Source organism: Streptomyces hygroscopicus subsp. hygroscopicus (assembly GCF_030269125.1).
GTDB classification, from domain to species: domain Bacteria; phylum Actinomycetota; class Actinomycetes; order Streptomycetales; family Streptomycetaceae; genus Streptomyces; species Streptomyces hygroscopicus_C.
The window spans coordinates 910,399-926,478 of record NZ_BSSM01000001.1; the positions used below are offsets into that span (position 1 = coordinate 910,399).

Genomic DNA, 16,080 nt, shown 5'->3' on the forward strand with positions numbered 1-16,080 from the left:
GGGCGCCGCTGTCGGCCGCCCCGACCGACGGGGTGGGCGCGGTGCGCGAACGGCTCGCGGCCGCGATCGACGCCGAGTGGCGGCCCGACCCGGCGGCTTCGCCCGCTTCGGGACGTCGTCCGGAACCCCGCGCGCGACTGGTCCGGGCAGGGCGAACCGGCCGCAGTCGCCGACGTACTGGGACATCCGGTGCAACAGGGCGGAGCCCATGTCTGCGCCGGACGCCCCCCTACAGCCGTGGGTCCACCGGCTCCGATTCCAGGGCCAGCACGCCGAACACCGCCTCGTGGACCCGCCACAGCGGCTCGCCGGCCGCGAGGCGGTCCAGCGCCTCCAGGCCGAGGGCGTACTCGCGCAGCGCGAGGGAGCGCTTGTGGTTGAGGAAGCGCTTGCGGAGGCGGGTGAGGTTGGCGGGGCGGGTGTACTCGGGGCCGTAGATGATGCGGAGGTACTCGCGGCCCCGGCACTTGACGCCGGGCTGGACCAGGCGGCCGTCCGGGCGGTGGGCGAGGGCGGAGAGGGGTTTGACGACCATGCCCTCGCCGCCGCGGCCGGTCATCTCCAGCCACCAGTCGATGCCCGCGGCGACCGACTCGGGGTCGGCCGTGTCGACGTACAGACGGCGGGTGGTGGTCAGGAGGCCGGTGCCGTCGTGTTCCACCAGGCGGTCCAGCAGGGCCAGTTGCTCGTCGTGCGGGAGCGCGGCGAGGGCCCGGCCCTCGGCGGCGAGGACCTGGAAGGGGGCCAGGCGGACACCCGAGAGGCCGTCCGTGGTCCAGCAGTAGCGCCGGTACGCGGCGGTGAACGCGGTCGCGTCCGCGGCGCGTTCGCGCTGCCGGTCGAGCAGCTCGTGCACGTCCGCGCCCCGGCCCGCCGCCGCCTCCAGCGCGGCGAGCGCACCCGGGAAGAGCGCCCCGGCCGCGGCGCCGACGGCCGCGTACTGGCTGCGCAGCAGACCCGACGCCTTCAGCGACCACGGCATCAGCTCGGCGTCCAGCAGCAGCCAGTCGGTGTCCAGTTCGGCCCACAGACCGGCGCCGGACACGGCCGTGCGCAGGTGGTCGAGGATCTCCTCCGTCATCTTCGCGTCGTCGAAGAAGGGGCGCCCGGTGCGGGTGTACAGCGCACCGCTCGGCCCGTCCACGCCGAACCGCTTCGTCGCCGCCGCCGCGTCCCGGCACACGAGGACCACGGCCCGCGAGCCCATGTGCTTCTCCTCGCACACCACCCGCGCGACCCCGTCCGCCGCGTACTGCGCGAACGCCTCACGCGGGTGCTCCAGATAGCCGTCCACCTCGGAGGTGGCCGTCGGTGCCATGGTCGGCGGCAGGTACGGCAGCAGGCGCGGGTCGATCGCGAAGCGGCTCATGACCTCCAGGGCCGCCGCCGCGTTCTCCTCGCGCACCGCGACCATCCCGGCGTACCGGGTCTCCACGGCCCGGCGTCCGTACACGTCGGCGAGGTCCAGCGGGCGCCCGTCCTGCCCGCCGGGCGCCTCGGCGCGCAGCGGGCGCGTCGGCTCGTACCAGACGCGCTCGGCCGGTACGTCGACCAGCTCGCGCTCCGGCCAGCGCAGCGCGGTCAGCTTGCCGCCGAAGACGGCGCCGGTGTCCAGGCAGATCGTGTTGTTGAGCCAGCTCGCCTCCGGCACCGGGGTGTGGCCGTAGACGACCGCCGCCCGGCCCCGGTAGTCCTCGGCCCACGGGTAGCGCACGGGCAGTCCGAACTCGTCGGTCTCCCCGGTGGTGTCGCCGTACAGGGCGTGCGAGCGGACGCGTCCCGAGGTGCGGCCGTGGTACTTCTCGGGCAGACCGGCGTGGCAGACGACCAGCCTGCCGCCGTCGAGGACGTAGTGGCTGACCAGCCCGTCGAGGAACCGCCGCACCCGCGCCCTGAACTCCTCGCTCTCGCCCTCCATCTGGGCGATGGTCTCGGCGAGGCCGTGGGTGTGCTGGACCTTGCGGCCCTTGAGGTAGCGGCCGTACTTGTTCTCGTGGTTGCCCGGCACGCACAGCGCGTGGCCCGCCTCGACCATCGCCATCACGCGGCGCAGCACCCCCGGGGAGTCCGGGCCGCGGTCGACCAGGTCGCCGACGAAGACGGCGGTACGGCCCTCGGGGTGGACGCCGTCGTCATAGCCCAACTTCTCCAGCAGCGCCTCCAGTTCGGCGGAACAGCCGTGGATGTCGCCGATGACGTCGAAGGGGCCGGTGAGGTGGGTCAGGTCGTTGAAGCGCTTCTCGGTGACGACGGTGGCGCGCTCGGCCTCCTCGATCCCGCGCAGGACGTGCACCTTGCGGAAGCCCTCGCGCTCCAGGTGCCGCAGGGAGCGGCGCAGTTCGCGGATGTGCCGCTGGATGACCCGGCGGGGCATGTCGGCGCGGTCGGTGCGGGCCGCGTTGCGCTCGGCGCACACCTCCTCGGGCATGTCGAGCACGATGGCGATGGGGAGCACGTCGTGCTTCCTCGCCAGTTCGATCAGCTGGCGCCGGCTGTCCTGCTGCACGCTGGTGGCGTCCACGACGGTGCGGCGCCCCGCGGCGAGCCGCTTGCCGGCGATGTAGTGCAGGACGTCGAAGGCGTCGCGGGTGGCGCTCTGGTCGTTCTCGTCGTCCGAGACCAGGCCGCGGCAGAAGTCGGAGGAGATCACCTCGGTGGGCTTGAAGTGCCGCCGGGCGAAGGTGGACTTGCCGGACCCGGATGCCCCGACGAGGACCACGAGGGAGAGGTCGGTGACGGGGAGGACCCGTCCTTCACGTGTTTCGGTCATGCCGCCTTCGCCTCCTTCTCGGTCGTGCGGGTGAACAGGGCCAGCTGGGTGGGCGGTCCCACCTCCGGGTCGTCGGGGCCGACGGGGGCGAACTCCACGCCGTAGCCGTAGCGTTCGGCGACCGTGGCCGCCCAGTCGCGGAACTCCGCGCGGGTCCACTCGAAGCGGTGGTCGCCGTGCCGGACATGCCCCGCGGGCAGGGTCTCCCAGCGGACGTTGTACTCGACGTTCGGGGTGGTCACGACGACGGTGCGGGGGCGGGCGTGCCCGAACACGGCGTACTCCAGCGCCGGCAGCCGGGGCAGATCGAGGTGCTCGATCACCTCGCTGAGCACGGCGGCGTCGTACCCCTTGAGCCGCTTGTCGGTGTAGGCGAGGGAGCCCTGCACCAGACGGACGCGGGACGCCTGCCGCTCGCCCATGCGGTCGAGCTTGAGCCGCCGGGAGGCGATGGTGAGCGCCCGTACGGACACGTCGACGCCGACGATCTCGGTGAACCGCGCGTCCTTCAGCAGCTCCTGCACCAACTGCCCCTGTCCGCAGCCGAGATCGAGCACCCGGGCGGCACCGGAGGCGCGCAGCGCGGTGACGATCGCCTCGCGGCGCCGGACCGCGAGCGGGGTCGGCCTCTCCTCCGCCTCGGTCTCCTCGCCGACCGCGTTGTCGATCTCCTCGACCTCGCTGTCGTCGGCCTCGGCGAGCCGCACCAGTTCCAGTGCCTCGCGCGCCTGCCGGGTCAGCGACCAGCGGCGGGAGAGGTACCGGCTGGTGATCAGCTGCTGCTCCGGGTGGCCGGGCAGCCAGCCCTCGCCGGCTCGCAGCAGCTTGTCCACCTCGTCGGCGGAGACCCAGTAGTGCTTGGCGTCGTCGAGGACCGGCAGCAGGACGTACAGGTGGCGCAGCGCGGCGGCGAGGGTCAGCGTCTCGGACTCCAGCACGAGACGGACGTACCGCGAGTCGCCCCACCGCGGGAACTCCGTGTCCAGCGGCACCGGTTCGGCGTCCACCGTCCAGCCCAGCGGCTCGAACAGCCGTCGCACGAGCGCCGTGCCGCCGCGGGCGGGCAGGGCCGGGACCTCGACGCGCAGCGGCAGCGGGGCGGCGGCCCGTTCGGGGCGGGCGGCGCACACGCCGCGGATCGCGCTGGAGAAGACGCCGCTGAGCGCGACGGCGAGCAGGGAGGAGGCGGCGTAGGGCCGGTCGTTGACGTACTGCGCGAGCGCGGCGTCGGGGGCGCCGCCGCGGCCCTTGCCCCTGGCTCGCCGTATCAGCGCCGCGGGATCGGTCTCCAGCAGCAGGGCGGCCGTGCAGCGCGCGTCGTCCGCCTCGGGGTAGAAGACGTGCGCGGTGCCGTAGGACGTGGAGAATCGCTGGACCTTGCCGGGGTGCTTGTGCAGCAGGTACCCGAGGTCGGTGGCCGGTTCGGCGGCGTCGCCGCTGGTGGAGATCGTCAGGAACACGCGTCCGAGTCTGGCCGCCCCAGGGCCCCGCTGACCACCGGTTTTCGCTGATCCCGGCGCCTGGCTGCGCGGTTGCGTCAGCAACGGCATGCATGATGGACGCATGGATCTCCGAGTCTTCACAGAACCCCAGCAGGGCGCGACCTACGACACGCTTCTGCGCGTCGCGCGCACCGCCGAGGAACTTGGCTACGACGCTTTCTTCCGCTCCGACCACTATCTCCACATGGGCAACGTGGACGGCCTGCCCGGCCCCACCGACGCCTGGATCACCCTGGCCGGCATCGCCCGGGAGACCAGCCGCATCCGGCTCGGCACCCTGATGACCGCGGGGACCTTCCGCCTGCCCGGCGTGCTGGCCATCCAGGTGGCGCAGGTCGATCAGATGTCCGGCGGCCGGGTGGAGCTGGGCCTCGGCTCGGGATGGTACGAGCAGGAGCACAAGGCGTACGGCATCCCGTTCCCGAAGGAGAAGTTCGGGCGGCTGGAGGAGCAGCTGGCCATCGTCACGGGGCTGTGGCAGACGCCGGTCGGGGAGCGGTTCAGCCACGACGGCACGTTCTACCGGTTGGAGGACTCCCCGGCGCTGCCGAAGCCGGCCCAGGACAGGGTGCCGGTCCTCATCGGCGGTCACGGCGCCAAGCGGACGCCGGCCCTGGCGGCGAAGTACGCCTCCGAGTTCAACATCCCCTTCGCCTCCATCGAGGACAGCGAGCGCCAGTTCGGCCGGGTACGGGCCGCGGCGGAGGAGCGCGGGCGCAGGGGCGACGACCTCGTGTACTCCAACGCGCTGGTCGCGTGTGTCGGCAAGAACGACGCCGAGGTCGAGCGGCGTGCGGAAGCCATCGGCCGCGAGGTGGACGAGCTGAAGGCCAACGGCCTCGCGGGCTCCCCGGCGGAGGTCGTGGAGAAGCTGGGCCGCTATGCCGCGGTGGGTTCGCAGCGGGTGTACCTGCAGATGCTGGACCTGGACGACCTGGACCACCTGGAGCTGATCGCCTCGGAGGTCATGCCGCAGGTGCGCTGAGGGACGGCCGGTCCCCGGTGCCCCGGGCGCGCCGTCGGCCTCGGCGGTGGCGCCCGGCGGGTGCTCGGGCGGCTGTGTGTCCGTCGTGCACGCGGGGCGCCCGCACCGGTCGTCGGCGCCGCACTCGGGCACTACGCGCAGGGCGCGCCCCCGAAGGGGCTTCTCTGGTTGTCGTCCTCCGACAACACCTCCTCCCGCGCCGCCAGCTTGCGCAGCATCTCGCGGACGCGGTCGCGGGACTCGTCGGCCGCGTCGATCGCCTCCATGCACTGCCAGTACGTCGTCTCGTCCACCGCGGCGCTGGCCATGCCGACCAGGGCCATGCCGACCTCGCCGAGCAGCCCGCCGAGGCAGAGCAGGGTCTCGCGGGCGTCGTCCAGCCGGGTGAGCTGGGCGGCGCGCAGATCACCGAGGTCCAGTTCGGGCGGATCGAGGACGCCGCAGCCCCGGCCCGCCAGCTCGGTCAGCCCGAGCGCCTCGCCGCGCAGCTCCGGCGGCCCGGAGACCGCGAGCCGGCTGCCGATCGCCTGGGCGAGCGCCTGCGCCTGCCACACCTCCGCCATCAACTCGCGCGTGTCCGCGCCGTCCGCCAGGGCTCGCCTGCCGGTGAGGATGAGTCGTACCGCGTCCATCCGTCGCCCCCGTCCCTCCACGCACTCGCTCGTACGTTCACTGACTCTCTTGTTCCACTACCCAGAGTGAGGGTCGTTGGTGCGAAAAGCCAGAGGAAGCCCGAAATCTGTGGACAACAATTGGGATTCGGTAGGCAAATAGAACACGGAGAGTAGTAACGGAACCGAATGGTCCGCTAGTTGCCCTCCCCCGGCACCGGAAACCGCCGCTCGTTGCGGTCGATCTTCTCGGACAGGGCGGTCAGCGGGTCGATACCCAGGACCTCGCAGAACTGGAGGAGGTAGGCGAGGACGTCGGCGACCTCGTCGCGGACGCGGTGCGCGGTGCCGGGGTCGGACATCACCCGGGCCGACTCCTCCGGGGTCAACCACTGGAAGATCTCGACCAGTTCGGAGACCTCCACGCTGAGGGCGGAGGCGAGGTTCTTGGGGGTGTGGTACGGCCCCCAGTTCCGGGCGGCGGCGAACTCGGCGAGTCTGCGCTGGAGTCGGGGGAGGTCGGGGTGTTCCGTCACGAGTCCAGGTGTACCACTGTGACGCCGTCGGTCCCGGCGCACCAGGAGGCGTCGTTGACCGCGGCGACCAAGCGGATGTGTCCGTGCCCGGCCGTCCCGGCCGCCAGTCGCAGCAGGGCCCGGCGCTGGCGCGGGTCGAGGGAGCGGTCGAAGCCGTCGGCGAGGACGGTGAGGGAGCGCAGGGCGTCGGGGACCTCGCCCGGTGGGTCCATGTCCAGGACGCCGGGGCCGGTCAGCAGGACCAGCGTGAGGGCGAGGTAACGGAGTTCGCCCTCACCGAGACGGGCCAGTTCGGTGCGGTGGCCGTCGCCGCGGTCGAGGAGGGCGCACACCGTGCCGTCGAAGAGCGGTTCGGCCACCAGGTCGGTGACCGGACCCGCGCAGCCCTCGTGCAGCGCCTCGACCAGCCGGCCGTGCCGGCGGGCGCACTCGGAGCGGGTGCGCCACAGCACGTCGGCGAGATTGTCGCAGCCGGTCATCAGCCGCCCGGAGCCGGTGGGCACGGGGGTGCGCATGCAGTCGGGGCGCGGGTCGCAGGCGAAGACCGAGCGCAGGGCGACGACCATCTGCTCGGCCGCGGCCAGCACCCGGCGCTGCCCGTCCGTCTTGCCCGCCACGCGCAGCGGGAGCAGGGCCGTGCCGAGGCGGTCGTCGGGGAGGGGGGCGCGGGTCACCGGCGCGGTGCCGGCGGTGTGCCAGGCGGCCTGCACGGAACGGCGCCCCGGGTCGCGCAGAGCGGTCTGGAGCAGTACGAGGCCGTCGGCGGTCAGCCGTTCGCCCACGATCCGCAGCTGCGGTTCGGCCTGCACGGCGACGTCGAGCCGCACCGGACCCTCCGCGCCGTCGGCCGTACACCCGATGCGGAACCCCCGCCGGCCCTCGCCGTCGGGCCGCGCCCGCTCGGGCACACAGGCGACCGGGTCCGGGAACGCCTCCAGGAGCGGCGCGCCCGCGCCGAGCCGGGCCAACGCCTCGTAGGCCGCGAGCGCCGTCGTCTTGCCCGCGCCGCTGGGCCCCGCGAACAGCGTGACCGGGCCCAGCGGAAACCCCGCCGCCCGGTGCCCGGCGAACGCCGACAGCCGCAGCTCGGTGATCCGCGGCCGCGCGTCGACGGGCCCCCGCGACCGCGGTGGCACACTCCCACCGAGTGCGTCGACCACCGGCGGCTCAGCAGACGCGAAAGGCATGCCCGAAAGCTAGGGCCTCACCAGGAGGCCGAACCGTTTCCCCGCCCGACGTTCCTACGATCGGGGACACCCACGGCAACGCGGAGGACCGGTCCTCACCCGAGGGGGCGACGGGGACGCCCCCGTCTCACCCCGCACCCTCCATCAGTCCGCTGACCTCCGTGCCGGGCGGTGTCAGCAGGAACACGTTCCGGTCGACCCGGTGCATCCCGCTGCCCAGCCCGAAGACGACGCCCGTGCTGAAGTCGAGGACCCGCTTCGCGACGTCGCCCTCCGCGCCGGAGAGGTCGAGCAGGACCGGCGCGCCGGCCATGACCGTCTCGGCGACCTCCCGGGCGTCGGCGAAGACGTTGACGCGCAGGACCACGAAGCGGCGCCGGGTCTCGGTCTCGTCGTCCGGGAGGGAGCGGTGGTTGACCGCGGAGGGCCAGGCGTCGCGGCCCCGTAGAGGCACGACCTGGGCGAGCCCTTCCCACTGTTCATCGGTGACGTCGTAACGGCTCACCGGCTCCCCCTGACCTGACTCGCTTTCCATGCCTGCACCAGCCAATTCTTACGCCAAGTCACCCGTTCGGCCCAACAGCGACACACAGCGGCGCGGAAGCGTTCGGTCCGCTGCCGCCAACCCCGCCCCGACCTGGGCCAGATGTGCGAATATGCCCGCTTCTTACCGCGCTCATACCGGACTCTTCACCGCACGTCGCTCACTGGTCACGCACCGCCGCTAGCGTCCGATCCCGTGCACTTGGCAGAAACACAGCAGGTGACGCCCGGCCGGCGGACGCAGTCGGCGGTGTCCGCCGTACCGGGACCGCGTGCGGAGGCCCCCGGGGCCCCCGCCCAATGGCACCGCGTCCTCACGCTCCTGGCCGACGTGAGCCTCTTCATCGGTACCCGTTCGGTCTGGACGCAGGCGGCCACGCACCGGCTCGTCCTCGCCGGGGTCATCTCCCTCTGTTACGCGGCGATCCTGGTGACCGGCGTCCTCGCGCTGACCGTCCGCCGGGCGCGCTCACTGGCCCGCCTCGACCTGGTGGTGCTGGCGACCGCGGTCACCCTCGCCCTGTGCGCGTGGGCCCTGAACCACGCCGGCGGCGACGAGGCGCTCCTCACCACCCAGGCCGCCAGGGAACTCGTCCACGGGCACCACGTGTACGAGCACCCCTGGCCGTGGCTGTTCCGCATCAAGGGCGTCGCCGTGACCGCGACGACGACCGGCGGGTACGACTACACGTACGGCTATCCCCCGCTCGCGCCGCTGCTCACCGTCCCGTTCCTGTGGCTGGGCCACGGCGGCGCCCCGGCGACGGCGGTGGCCACCCTGGCGCTGGTCGCGGGCGCGATCGCGCTGTGGCGGCTGGTCCCGGCGCAGTGGCGGTCGGCGGCCACGATGGTCGTCCTCGGCTTCGGCCTCCTGCCGAACTACGGCCGCCAGGGCTACCCGGCGATCGTCGCCCTCGCCCTGCTGATCCCGGTGGTGGTCCGGTGGCCCCGGCTCGGCGCGCGCGGCCGGCTCGGCGCGGCCGGGGTCGCCCGCGCCGCGTGCCTCGGCGCGGCCTGCGCGGCCCAGCAGCTCCCCTGGTTCGTCGCACCGTTCCTGCTCGCGGGGATCTACGCGGTGCGCCGCGGCGAGCTGGGCGGGCGCGCGGCGGCACGCGTGGTGCTGCGGATCACCGGCGCCGCCGTACTGGCCTTCCTGCTCGTCAACGCCTACCTGATCGTCACCGAGCCCGGTCCCTGGCTGCGCGGCATCGTGCTGCCGCTGACCCAGGGCGCCATCCTGCACGGCCAGGGCCTGGTCGGCGTCTCGCTGTACTTCACCCACGGCAGCGACCGGCTCGACTGGTACGGCCACGCGAGCATGCTGCTGGCCGCGGCGCTGCTCGCCCTGTTCGTGCTGTTCGTGCGGCGCCTCGGCCCGGCCGCGACCGTGCTGCCGTGGTGCGCGTTCTTCCTGGCGACGCGCTCGCAGGACGGCTACTACCTGATGATGACCCCGCTGTGGCTGGCGGCGGCGGTCACCGCGCCCCTGCCGGAGTTCGCGCACGCCTGGCAGCCCCGGCCGCGCTTCCTGGCCGGACCCCGGCGCAGGCCCGCCCGGATCGCGGCCGTCGCCGTGCTGCTCGCGCCCGCGCTGGTCAGCGCGGTCCTCGCGGCGACCGGCAGGCCCCCGCTGCGGATGGAGATCGCGTCGGTCCGGACCCCGAGGCCCGGCACGGTCTCCGGAGTGACCCTCCAGGTCGCGAACACCGGCGACGCCCCGCTCACCCCGCACTACATGCTGACCGCGGGCCAGGGCATGAGCCGCTACTGGTTCCTCACCCACGGCCCGGCCACCATCCCCGCGCACACCACGGCGACCGTCGAACTCCGGTCCCCCTCCGGCGACTTCACGCTCCCGAGGAAGCGGAGCACCCGGCTGCGGCTGCGCGCCTTCACGAGCGGCCCCCAGACGCTGTCCACCCGCGACGTAGGACGATCCGAGCTGGGCGGCACGAGCTGAACGCCCCCGCCCGCCCCGTGCGGCCCGGCCGTCACCGCGGCCGGGCCGCGGCGTCGTATCAGGGTGATCATCCACGGAAGCGGCGCGGGTCACAGCCGCAAGGGGAGAAAACTCACAAGCGATTGCTCTGCACTCTTTTGAGCACACTGGCCTAGCATCCGAGCCATGACGGTCCTGCCTGACGACGGGCTCCCACTGGCCGCCGAGTTCCCTGACGCGACACACGAGCAGTGGCAACGCCTGGTCGAAGGTGTGCTGCGCAAGTCGGGCAAGGAAGTCTCGGGCGCGGCAGCTGAGGACGCTCTGTCCACGACTCTGGAGGACGGGCTGCGCACCCGTCCCCTCTACACCGCGCGCGACACCGCGCCCGACCCCGGTCTGCCGGGCTTCGCCCCGTACGTGCGGGGCGCGCGCCCCGAGGGCGGGGTCACGGGCGGCTGGGACGTACGGCAGCGGCACACGACGCTCGCCGACGGCGCGGTCCTCGCCGACCTGGAGAACGGCGGCACCTCGCTGTGGCTGGCGCTGGGCGAGGGCGGCATCCCGGTCGCCGACCTCGGCCGGGCCCTGGAGGGCGTCTACCTGGACCTCGCGCCGGTCGTACTGGACGCCGGCCGGGACACCGCGGCGGCGGCCGAGGCGCTGCTGGGCCTGTACGCGGACAAGGGCGTCGACCCCGGGGCCGCGCGCGGCAACCTGGGCGGCGACCCGCTCGGACACGAGGCCCGCACCGGCACCGCGCAGGACTTCGCGCCGTACGCCGCCCTGGCCGCGCGCTGCGCCGAGACCCACCCGGGCGTGCGCGCGCTGACCGTGGACGCGTTGCCGTACCACGAGGCCGGCGGCTCGGCCGCGCAGGAGCTGGGCGCCTCGCTCGCCACCGGCGTGGCCTACCTGCGGGCCCTGACCGAGGCGGGACTTACCGTCGGACAGGCCGCCGCACAGCTGGAGTTCCGGTACGCGGCCACCGCCGACCAGTTCCTGACCATCGCCAAGCTGCGCGCGGCGCGCCGGCTGTGGGCGCGGGTCGCGGAGGTCAGCGGCGCGCCCGGCGCACAGGTGCAGCACGTGGTGACCTCGCCGGTGATGATGTCCCGCCGCGACCCGTGGGTGAACATGCTGCGCACCACGGTGGCGACGCTCGCCGCCGGGGTGGGCGGCGCCGACTCCGTGACGGTGCTGCCGTTCGACCACGCGCTCGGCCTGCCGGACGCGTTCGCCCGGCGCATCGCCCGCAACACCTCCACGATCCTGATCGAGGAGTCGTACCTCGCTCGCGTCATCGACCCGGCGGGCGGCTCCTGGTACGTGGAGCGGCTGACCGACGAACTGGCCCAGGCCGCCTGGGAGTTCTTCCGGACCATCGAGCGCGACGGCGGCCAGGCGGCCGTGCTGCGCTCCGGGCGACTGCGCACCGACCTCGCGACGACGTGGGCGGAGCGCTCCAAGAGGCTCGCCAAGCGGCGCGAACCCATCACCGGTGTCAGCGAGTTCCCGCTGCTGGCCGAGAAGCCGGTGGAGCGCGAGCCCGCGCCCGAGCCGCCGTCCGGCGGGCTGCCCCGGGTGCGCCGGGACGAGGCGTTCGAGGAGCTGCGAGCCCGCTCCGACGCCCATCTCGCGGCGACCGGCGCCCGCCCGCGGATCTTCCTCGCCACGCTCGGCTCGGCATCCGAGTACACCGCGCGGGCGTCCTTCGCCGCGAACCTGTTCCAGGCCGGCGGCATCGAGCCGGTCACCGAGGGGAGCTTCGAGGAGAGCGGCGCCACCGAGGCCGTGCTCTGCTCCAGCGACGCGCGGTACGCCGAAGAGGCCGAGCGGGCGGCCGGGTCGCTGCGCGCGGCCGGCGCCCGGCAGGTGTTCCTGGCGGGCCGGGGCGAGTACGCCGGTGTCGACTCGTACGTCTTCGCGGGCTGCGACGCCGTCGATGTGCTGTCCGCGACTCTTGACCGCATGGGAGTGTCCTGATGGGAATCCCCGACTTCTCCGGCATCGAGCTGGGGACCCCGGTGGCCGGCGGCAGCGCCGAGGAGTGGCAGGCGGCCGTCAGGCGGGCCACCGGCGGAGCCGAGCCGCTGTGGGAGACCCCCGAGGGCATCGGGGTCAAGCCGCTGTACACCGGGCGTGACCTGGAGGGCCTGGACTTCCTGGACACCTACCCGGGCATGGCGCCGTACCTGCGCGGCCCGTACCCGACGATGTACGTCAACCAGCCCTGGACCATCCGCCAGTACGCGGGCTTCTCCACCGCCGAGGAGTCCAACGCCTTCTACCGGCGCAACCTGGCGGCGGGTCAGAAGGGCCTGTCGGTCGCCTTCGACCTGCCCACGCACCGCGGTTACGACAGCGATCACCCGCGGGTGACCGGTGACGTCGGCATGGCGGGCGTCGCGATCGACTCCATCTACGACATGCGGCAGCTGTTCGACGGGATCCCCCTCGACCGGATGACGGTGTCGATGACGATGAACGGCGCCGTGCTGCCGGTGCTGGCGCTGTACATCGTGGCGGCGGAGGAACAGGGCGTACCGCCCGAGAAGCTGGCCGGGACCATCCAGAACGACATCCTCAAGGAGTTCATGGTCCGCAACACCTACATCTATCCGCCGAAGCCGTCGATGCGGATCATCTCCGACATCTTCGCCTACACCTCGCAGCGGATGCCGCGCTACAACTCCATCTCCATCTCCGGCTACCACATCCAGGAAGCGGGTGCGACGGCCGACCTGGAGCTGGCGTACACGCTCGCGGACGGTGTGGAGTACATCCGCGCGGGGCGCGAAGCCGGCCTGGACGTGGACGCGTTCGCGCCGCGCCTGTCGTTCTTCTGGGCGATCGGCATGAACTTCTTCATGGAGGTCGCGAAGCTCCGGGCGGCCCGGCTGCTGTGGGCCAAGCTGGTCTCGCAGTTCGAGCCGAAGAACGCCAAGTCCCTTTCGCTGCGCACGCATTCGCAGACCTCGGGCTGGTCGCTGACCGCGCAGGACGTGTTCAACAACGTCACGCGCACCTGCGTCGAGGCGATGGCCGCGACCCAGGGCCACACCCAGTCGCTGCACACCAACGCCCTGGACGAGGCGCTCGCGCTGCCCACCGACTTCTCGGCGCGCATCGCCCGCAACACCCAGCTGCTCATCCAGCAGGAGTCGGGCACCACCCGGGTCATCGACCCGTGGGGCGGCAGCGCCTACGTCGAGCGGCTGACGTACGACCTCGCACGCCGGGCCTGGGCGCACATCCAGGAGGTGGAGCAGGCGGGCGGCATGGCGCAGGCCATCGACGCCGGCATCCCCAAGCTGCGCGTGGAGGAGGCGGCGGCCCGCATCCAGGCCCGCATCGACTCCGGGCGCCAGCCGGTGATCGGCGTCAACAAGTACCGCGTCGACAGCGACGAGCAGATCGACGTGCTCAAGGTCGACAACTCCTCCGTGCGCGCCCAGCAGATCGAGAAGCTGCGCCGGCTGCGCGCGGAGCGCGACGAGCCGGCGTGCCGGGACGCGCTGGACGCGCTCACCCGGGCCGCCGAGGGCACCGAGAACCTGCTGGAACTGGCCGTGCGCGCGGCCCGCGCCAAGGCGACCGTCGGTGAGATCTCCGACGCCCTGGAGAAGGTGTACGGCCGGCACGCCAGCCAGATCCGTACGATCTCCGGCGTGTACCGCAACGAAGCAGGCGAGTCCCCGTCCGTGGACCGCACCCGTGCCCTGGTGGACGCCTTCGAGAAGGCCGAGGGGCGCCGGCCGCGCATCCTGGTCGCCAAGATGGGCCAGGACGGCCACGACCGCGGCCAGAAGGTGATCGCGACCGCGTTCGCCGACCTCGGCTTCGACGTCGACGTCGGCCCGCTGTTCCAGACGCCGGACGAGGTCGCCCGGCAGGCGGTCGAGGCGGACGTGCACGTGGTCGGCGTGTCCTCGCTGGCCGCCGGTCACCTCACCCTCGTCCCGGCGCTGCGCGAGAAGCTGGCGGAGGAGGGCCGCGAGGACATCATGATCGTGGTCGGCGGGGTGATCCCGCCGCAGGACGTGCCCACGCTCCTGGAGATGGGTGCCACGGCCGTGTTCCCGCCCGGGACGGTGATCCCGGACGCGGCGTACGACCTGGTCCAGCGGCTGTCGGCCGACCTCGGCCACGAGCTGTAGGGGCGCGATGGCCCCGATCGATCTCGACACGTATGTCAAGGGTGTGCTCGACGGGAAGCGGGCCCTGGTGGCCCGCGCCATCACGCTCGTCGAGTCCACCCGGCCCCAGCACCGCGCTCTCGCGCAGGAGTTGCTGACCCGGCTGCTGCCGCACAGCGGCCGGGCCCGGCGGATCGGCATCAGCGGTGTGCCGGGGGTCGGCAAGTCGACGTTCATCGACGCGTTCGGCACCATGCTGACCTCGCTGGGCCACCGGGTCGCCGTCCTCGCCGTCGACCCGTCCTCGACCCGCACCGGCGGCTCCATTCTCGGCGACAAGACGCGGATGGAACGGCTGTCGGTCGACCCGGCGGCCTTCGTACGGCCCTCCCCCAGCGCGGGCACGCTGGGCGGGGTCGCGAAGGCCACCCGGGAGTCGATGGTGGTGATGGAGGCGGCGGGCTACGACGTGATCCTCGTGGAGACCGTCGGCGTCGGACAGTCGGAGACGGCGGTCGCCGACATGGTCGACTCCTTCCTGCTGCTCACCCTGGCCCGCACCGGCGACCAGTTGCAGGGCATCAAGAAGGGCGTCCTGGAGCTGGCCGACGTGATCGCCGTCAACAAGGCGGACGGCCCGCACGAGCGTGACGCGCGGGCCGCGGCCAGGGAGCTGGCGGGCGCGCTGCGGCTGATGCACGGCAAGGACGCGTTCTGGACCCCGCCGGTGCTGCACTGCAGCGCGCGCGAGTCCACGGGACTCGGCACGGTGTGGGAACGGCTGGAGCAGCACCGCACCCTGCTGGACTCCACCGGGCGGCTCACCGCCAAGCGGCGGGACCAGCAGGTCGACTGGACGTGGGCGATGGTCCGCGACGAACTCCTCGGCCGCCTGCACGCGGACCCGGCGGTACGGGAGGCGGCGCCGGAGCTCGAACGGCGGGTCAGGGAAGGCACGTTGACGGCCACGCTGGCGGCGGAGCGGATTCTCCGGGCATTCGAAGGCGGCACGAGCCGGTCGTGCTCGGCTAGCTGAGTCCGCCGCGTTCGCAGATCCGTCGTGCCACCTCCCGGAGTTTGACGTTCTTGTCCTGGGAGTAGCGGCGCAGCACGTCGAAGGCCTGGTCCTCGGTGAGGTCGTGGCTGCCCATGAGGATGCCCATGGCCTCGCCGATGACGTGCCGGGTGGCGACGGCCTGTTCCAGCTGGGCGTGGGTGCGGGCGCTGGAGAAGGCGACGGCGGCGTGCGAGGCGAGCAGCCAGCCGGCCGTCTCGCCGGCCTCGGTGAAGGCGCCCGGACCGCGGGAGTAGATGTTCAGCGCGCCGAGGTCCTCGTCCTCGGTGTAGAGCAGGAAGCCCATCATGCTGCCGAGGCCCAGCTCGCGGGCCGCACGCACGTAGTTCGGCCAGCCCGGGTGGTCCTCGCGGAAGTCGGCGATGCGGAACACCCGGTCCGCGCTCTCGCGGCGCGCGACGTCGTAGCAGGGGCCCTCCTGGAGGCGCTCCTGCAACCGGTCGCTGTCGATCACCACCTGGTCGGTCGGGGCGAGGGTGCGCACTCCCTTGGCGTGCAGGATGAGGATGCCGGCGGCGTCACAGCCGGGGACCAGCTCGGTGGCGGACCGGGTGATCCGGTCCAGGGTGTCGGTCACCGTCTCCTGCGCCAGCAGGTCCCGTGCGAGCGCGGCCATCCGCTCGGCGAACACGCGCCAGTCCATCGTTCTCCTCCCTGTCCCCGCCCCCGACCACCTGCCCTGTTTCCACCATCGCATCCCCACGCGCGGGCGGCTGGCCGGGACACACGAGGGCGCGGGGGTGGGGGGCGAAGACGTGGGGGAGGACCGGGGACGCGTGGGGCCGGGGCGGTG

General features: G+C 73.1%; 12 protein-coding genes. 5 read left to right on the top strand and 7 right to left on the bottom strand.

Annotated features, from left to right (window positions below; translation table 11 throughout):
- Nucleotides 1–229: 229 nt before the first annotated feature.
- Both QSK45_RS03845 and QSK45_RS03850 read right to left on the bottom strand, forming a co-directional pair.
- Nucleotides 230–2,770 carry a polynucleotide kinase-phosphatase gene (locus tag QSK45_RS03845; protein WP_285553145.1) on the bottom strand — a complete coding sequence of 847 codons (2,541 nt, stop codon included), beginning with the start codon at nt 2,768–2,770 and terminating at the stop codon, nt 230–232.
- Nucleotides 2,767–4,230, bottom strand: a complete 1,464-nt coding sequence (locus QSK45_RS03850; protein ID WP_285553146.1) for a 3' terminal RNA ribose 2'-O-methyltransferase Hen1 — start codon at nt 4,228–4,230, stop codon at nt 2,767–2,769. The genes QSK45_RS03845 and QSK45_RS03850 overlap by 4 nt, the downstream gene beginning before the upstream one ends.
- A 103-nt stretch (nt 4,231–4,333) precedes the next feature.
- Between QSK45_RS03850 and QSK45_RS03855 the strand changes: the two genes are divergently transcribed.
- The gene (locus QSK45_RS03855; protein WP_285553148.1) at nt 4,334–5,257 is read left to right on the top strand and encodes an LLM class F420-dependent oxidoreductase; all 924 of its coding nucleotides are present in this window, start codon (nt 4,334–4,336) and stop codon (nt 5,255–5,257) included.
- 131 nt (nt 5,258–5,388) lie between these two features.
- On the opposite strand, the gene QSK45_RS03860 is transcribed toward QSK45_RS03855, so the two are convergent.
- From QSK45_RS03860 to QSK45_RS03875, 4 genes are all read right to left on the bottom strand, one after another.
- Nucleotides 5,389–5,889, bottom strand: coding sequence for a DUF6099 family protein (locus QSK45_RS03860; protein ID WP_285553150.1), 501 nt, complete (start codon nt 5,887–5,889; stop codon nt 5,389–5,391).
- A gap of 176 nt (nt 5,890–6,065) precedes the next feature.
- The gene (locus QSK45_RS03865; protein WP_285553152.1) at nt 6,066–6,404 is read right to left on the bottom strand and encodes a nucleotide pyrophosphohydrolase; all 339 of its coding nucleotides are present in this window, start codon (nt 6,402–6,404) and stop codon (nt 6,066–6,068) included.
- Nucleotides 6,401–7,591, bottom strand: coding sequence for an AAA family ATPase (locus QSK45_RS03870; RefSeq protein WP_285553154.1), 1,191 nt, complete (start codon nt 7,589–7,591; stop codon nt 6,401–6,403). Before QSK45_RS03870 ends, QSK45_RS03865 begins: the two co-directional genes overlap by 4 nt.
- A 127-nt stretch (nt 7,592–7,718) precedes the next feature.
- Nucleotides 7,719–8,126: a cell division protein SepF gene (locus tag QSK45_RS03875; protein WP_285553155.1), complete on the bottom strand. Its 408-nt coding sequence runs from the start codon at nt 8,124–8,126 to the stop codon at nt 7,719–7,721.
- A 204-nt stretch (nt 8,127–8,330) separates the two neighbouring features.
- On the opposite strand from QSK45_RS03875, the gene QSK45_RS03880 reads away from it, so the two are divergent.
- The 4 genes from QSK45_RS03880 to meaB all read left to right on the top strand — a co-directional run bounded on the left by QSK45_RS03880 (nt 8,331) and on the right by meaB (nt 15,248).
- Nucleotides 8,331–10,094, top strand: coding sequence for a hypothetical protein (locus QSK45_RS03880; protein ID WP_490993500.1), 1,764 nt, complete (start codon nt 8,331–8,333; stop codon nt 10,092–10,094).
- 165 nt (nt 10,095–10,259) lie between these two features.
- Entirely contained in the window at nt 10,260–12,059 is a 1,800-nt protein-coding gene (locus tag QSK45_RS03885) for a methylmalonyl-CoA mutase family protein (RefSeq protein ID WP_285553157.1), read from the top strand.
- A complete protein-coding gene (scpA, locus tag QSK45_RS03890) occupies nt 12,059–14,233 on the top strand; it encodes a methylmalonyl-CoA mutase (RefSeq protein ID WP_285553160.1) in 2,175 nt (724 codons plus the stop codon). Before QSK45_RS03885 ends, scpA begins: the two co-directional genes overlap by 1 nt.
- 7 nt (nt 14,234–14,240) lie before the next feature.
- Entirely contained in the window at nt 14,241–15,248 is a 1,008-nt protein-coding gene (meaB, locus tag QSK45_RS03895; protein ID WP_285553162.1) for a methylmalonyl Co-A mutase-associated GTPase MeaB, read from the top strand.
- Here the strand turns inward: meaB and QSK45_RS03900 are convergent.
- On the bottom strand, nt 15,241–15,930 hold the full coding sequence (locus QSK45_RS03900) for a GAF and ANTAR domain-containing protein (protein WP_285553164.1): 690 nt from the start codon (nt 15,928–15,930) through the stop codon (nt 15,241–15,243). The genes meaB and QSK45_RS03900 overlap by 8 nt on opposite strands.
- Nucleotides 15,931–16,080: the final 150 nt, after the last annotated feature.

Excerpts from the sequence above, each read along its gene's own strand:
- QSK45_RS03845 (WP_285553145.1), bottom strand. The coding sequence starts at position 2,770 with ATGACCGAAACACGTGAAGGACGGGTCCTCCCCGTCACCGACCTCTCC.
- QSK45_RS03855 (WP_285553148.1), top strand. The coding sequence starts at position 4,334 with ATGGATCTCCGAGTCTTCACAGAACCCCAGCAGGGCGCGACCTACGAC.
- QSK45_RS03860 (WP_285553150.1), bottom strand. The coding sequence starts at position 5,889 with ATGGACGCGGTACGACTCATCCTCACCGGCAGGCGAGCCCTGGCGGAC.
- QSK45_RS03870 (WP_285553154.1), bottom strand. The coding sequence starts at position 7,591 with ATGCCTTTCGCGTCTGCTGAGCCGCCGGTGGTCGACGCACTCGGTGGG.
- QSK45_RS03875 (WP_285553155.1), bottom strand. The coding sequence starts at position 8,126 with ATGGAAAGCGAGTCAGGTCAGGGGGAGCCGGTGAGCCGTTACGACGTC.
- QSK45_RS03885 (WP_285553157.1), top strand. The coding sequence starts at position 10,260 with ATGACGGTCCTGCCTGACGACGGGCTCCCACTGGCCGCCGAGTTCCCT.
- scpA (WP_285553160.1), top strand. The coding sequence starts at position 12,059 with ATGGGAATCCCCGACTTCTCCGGCATCGAGCTGGGGACCCCGGTGGCC.
- meaB (WP_285553162.1), top strand. The coding sequence starts at position 14,241 with ATGGCCCCGATCGATCTCGACACGTATGTCAAGGGTGTGCTCGACGGG.
- QSK45_RS03900 (WP_285553164.1), bottom strand. The coding sequence starts at position 15,930 with ATGGACTGGCGCGTGTTCGCCGAGCGGATGGCCGCGCTCGCACGGGAC.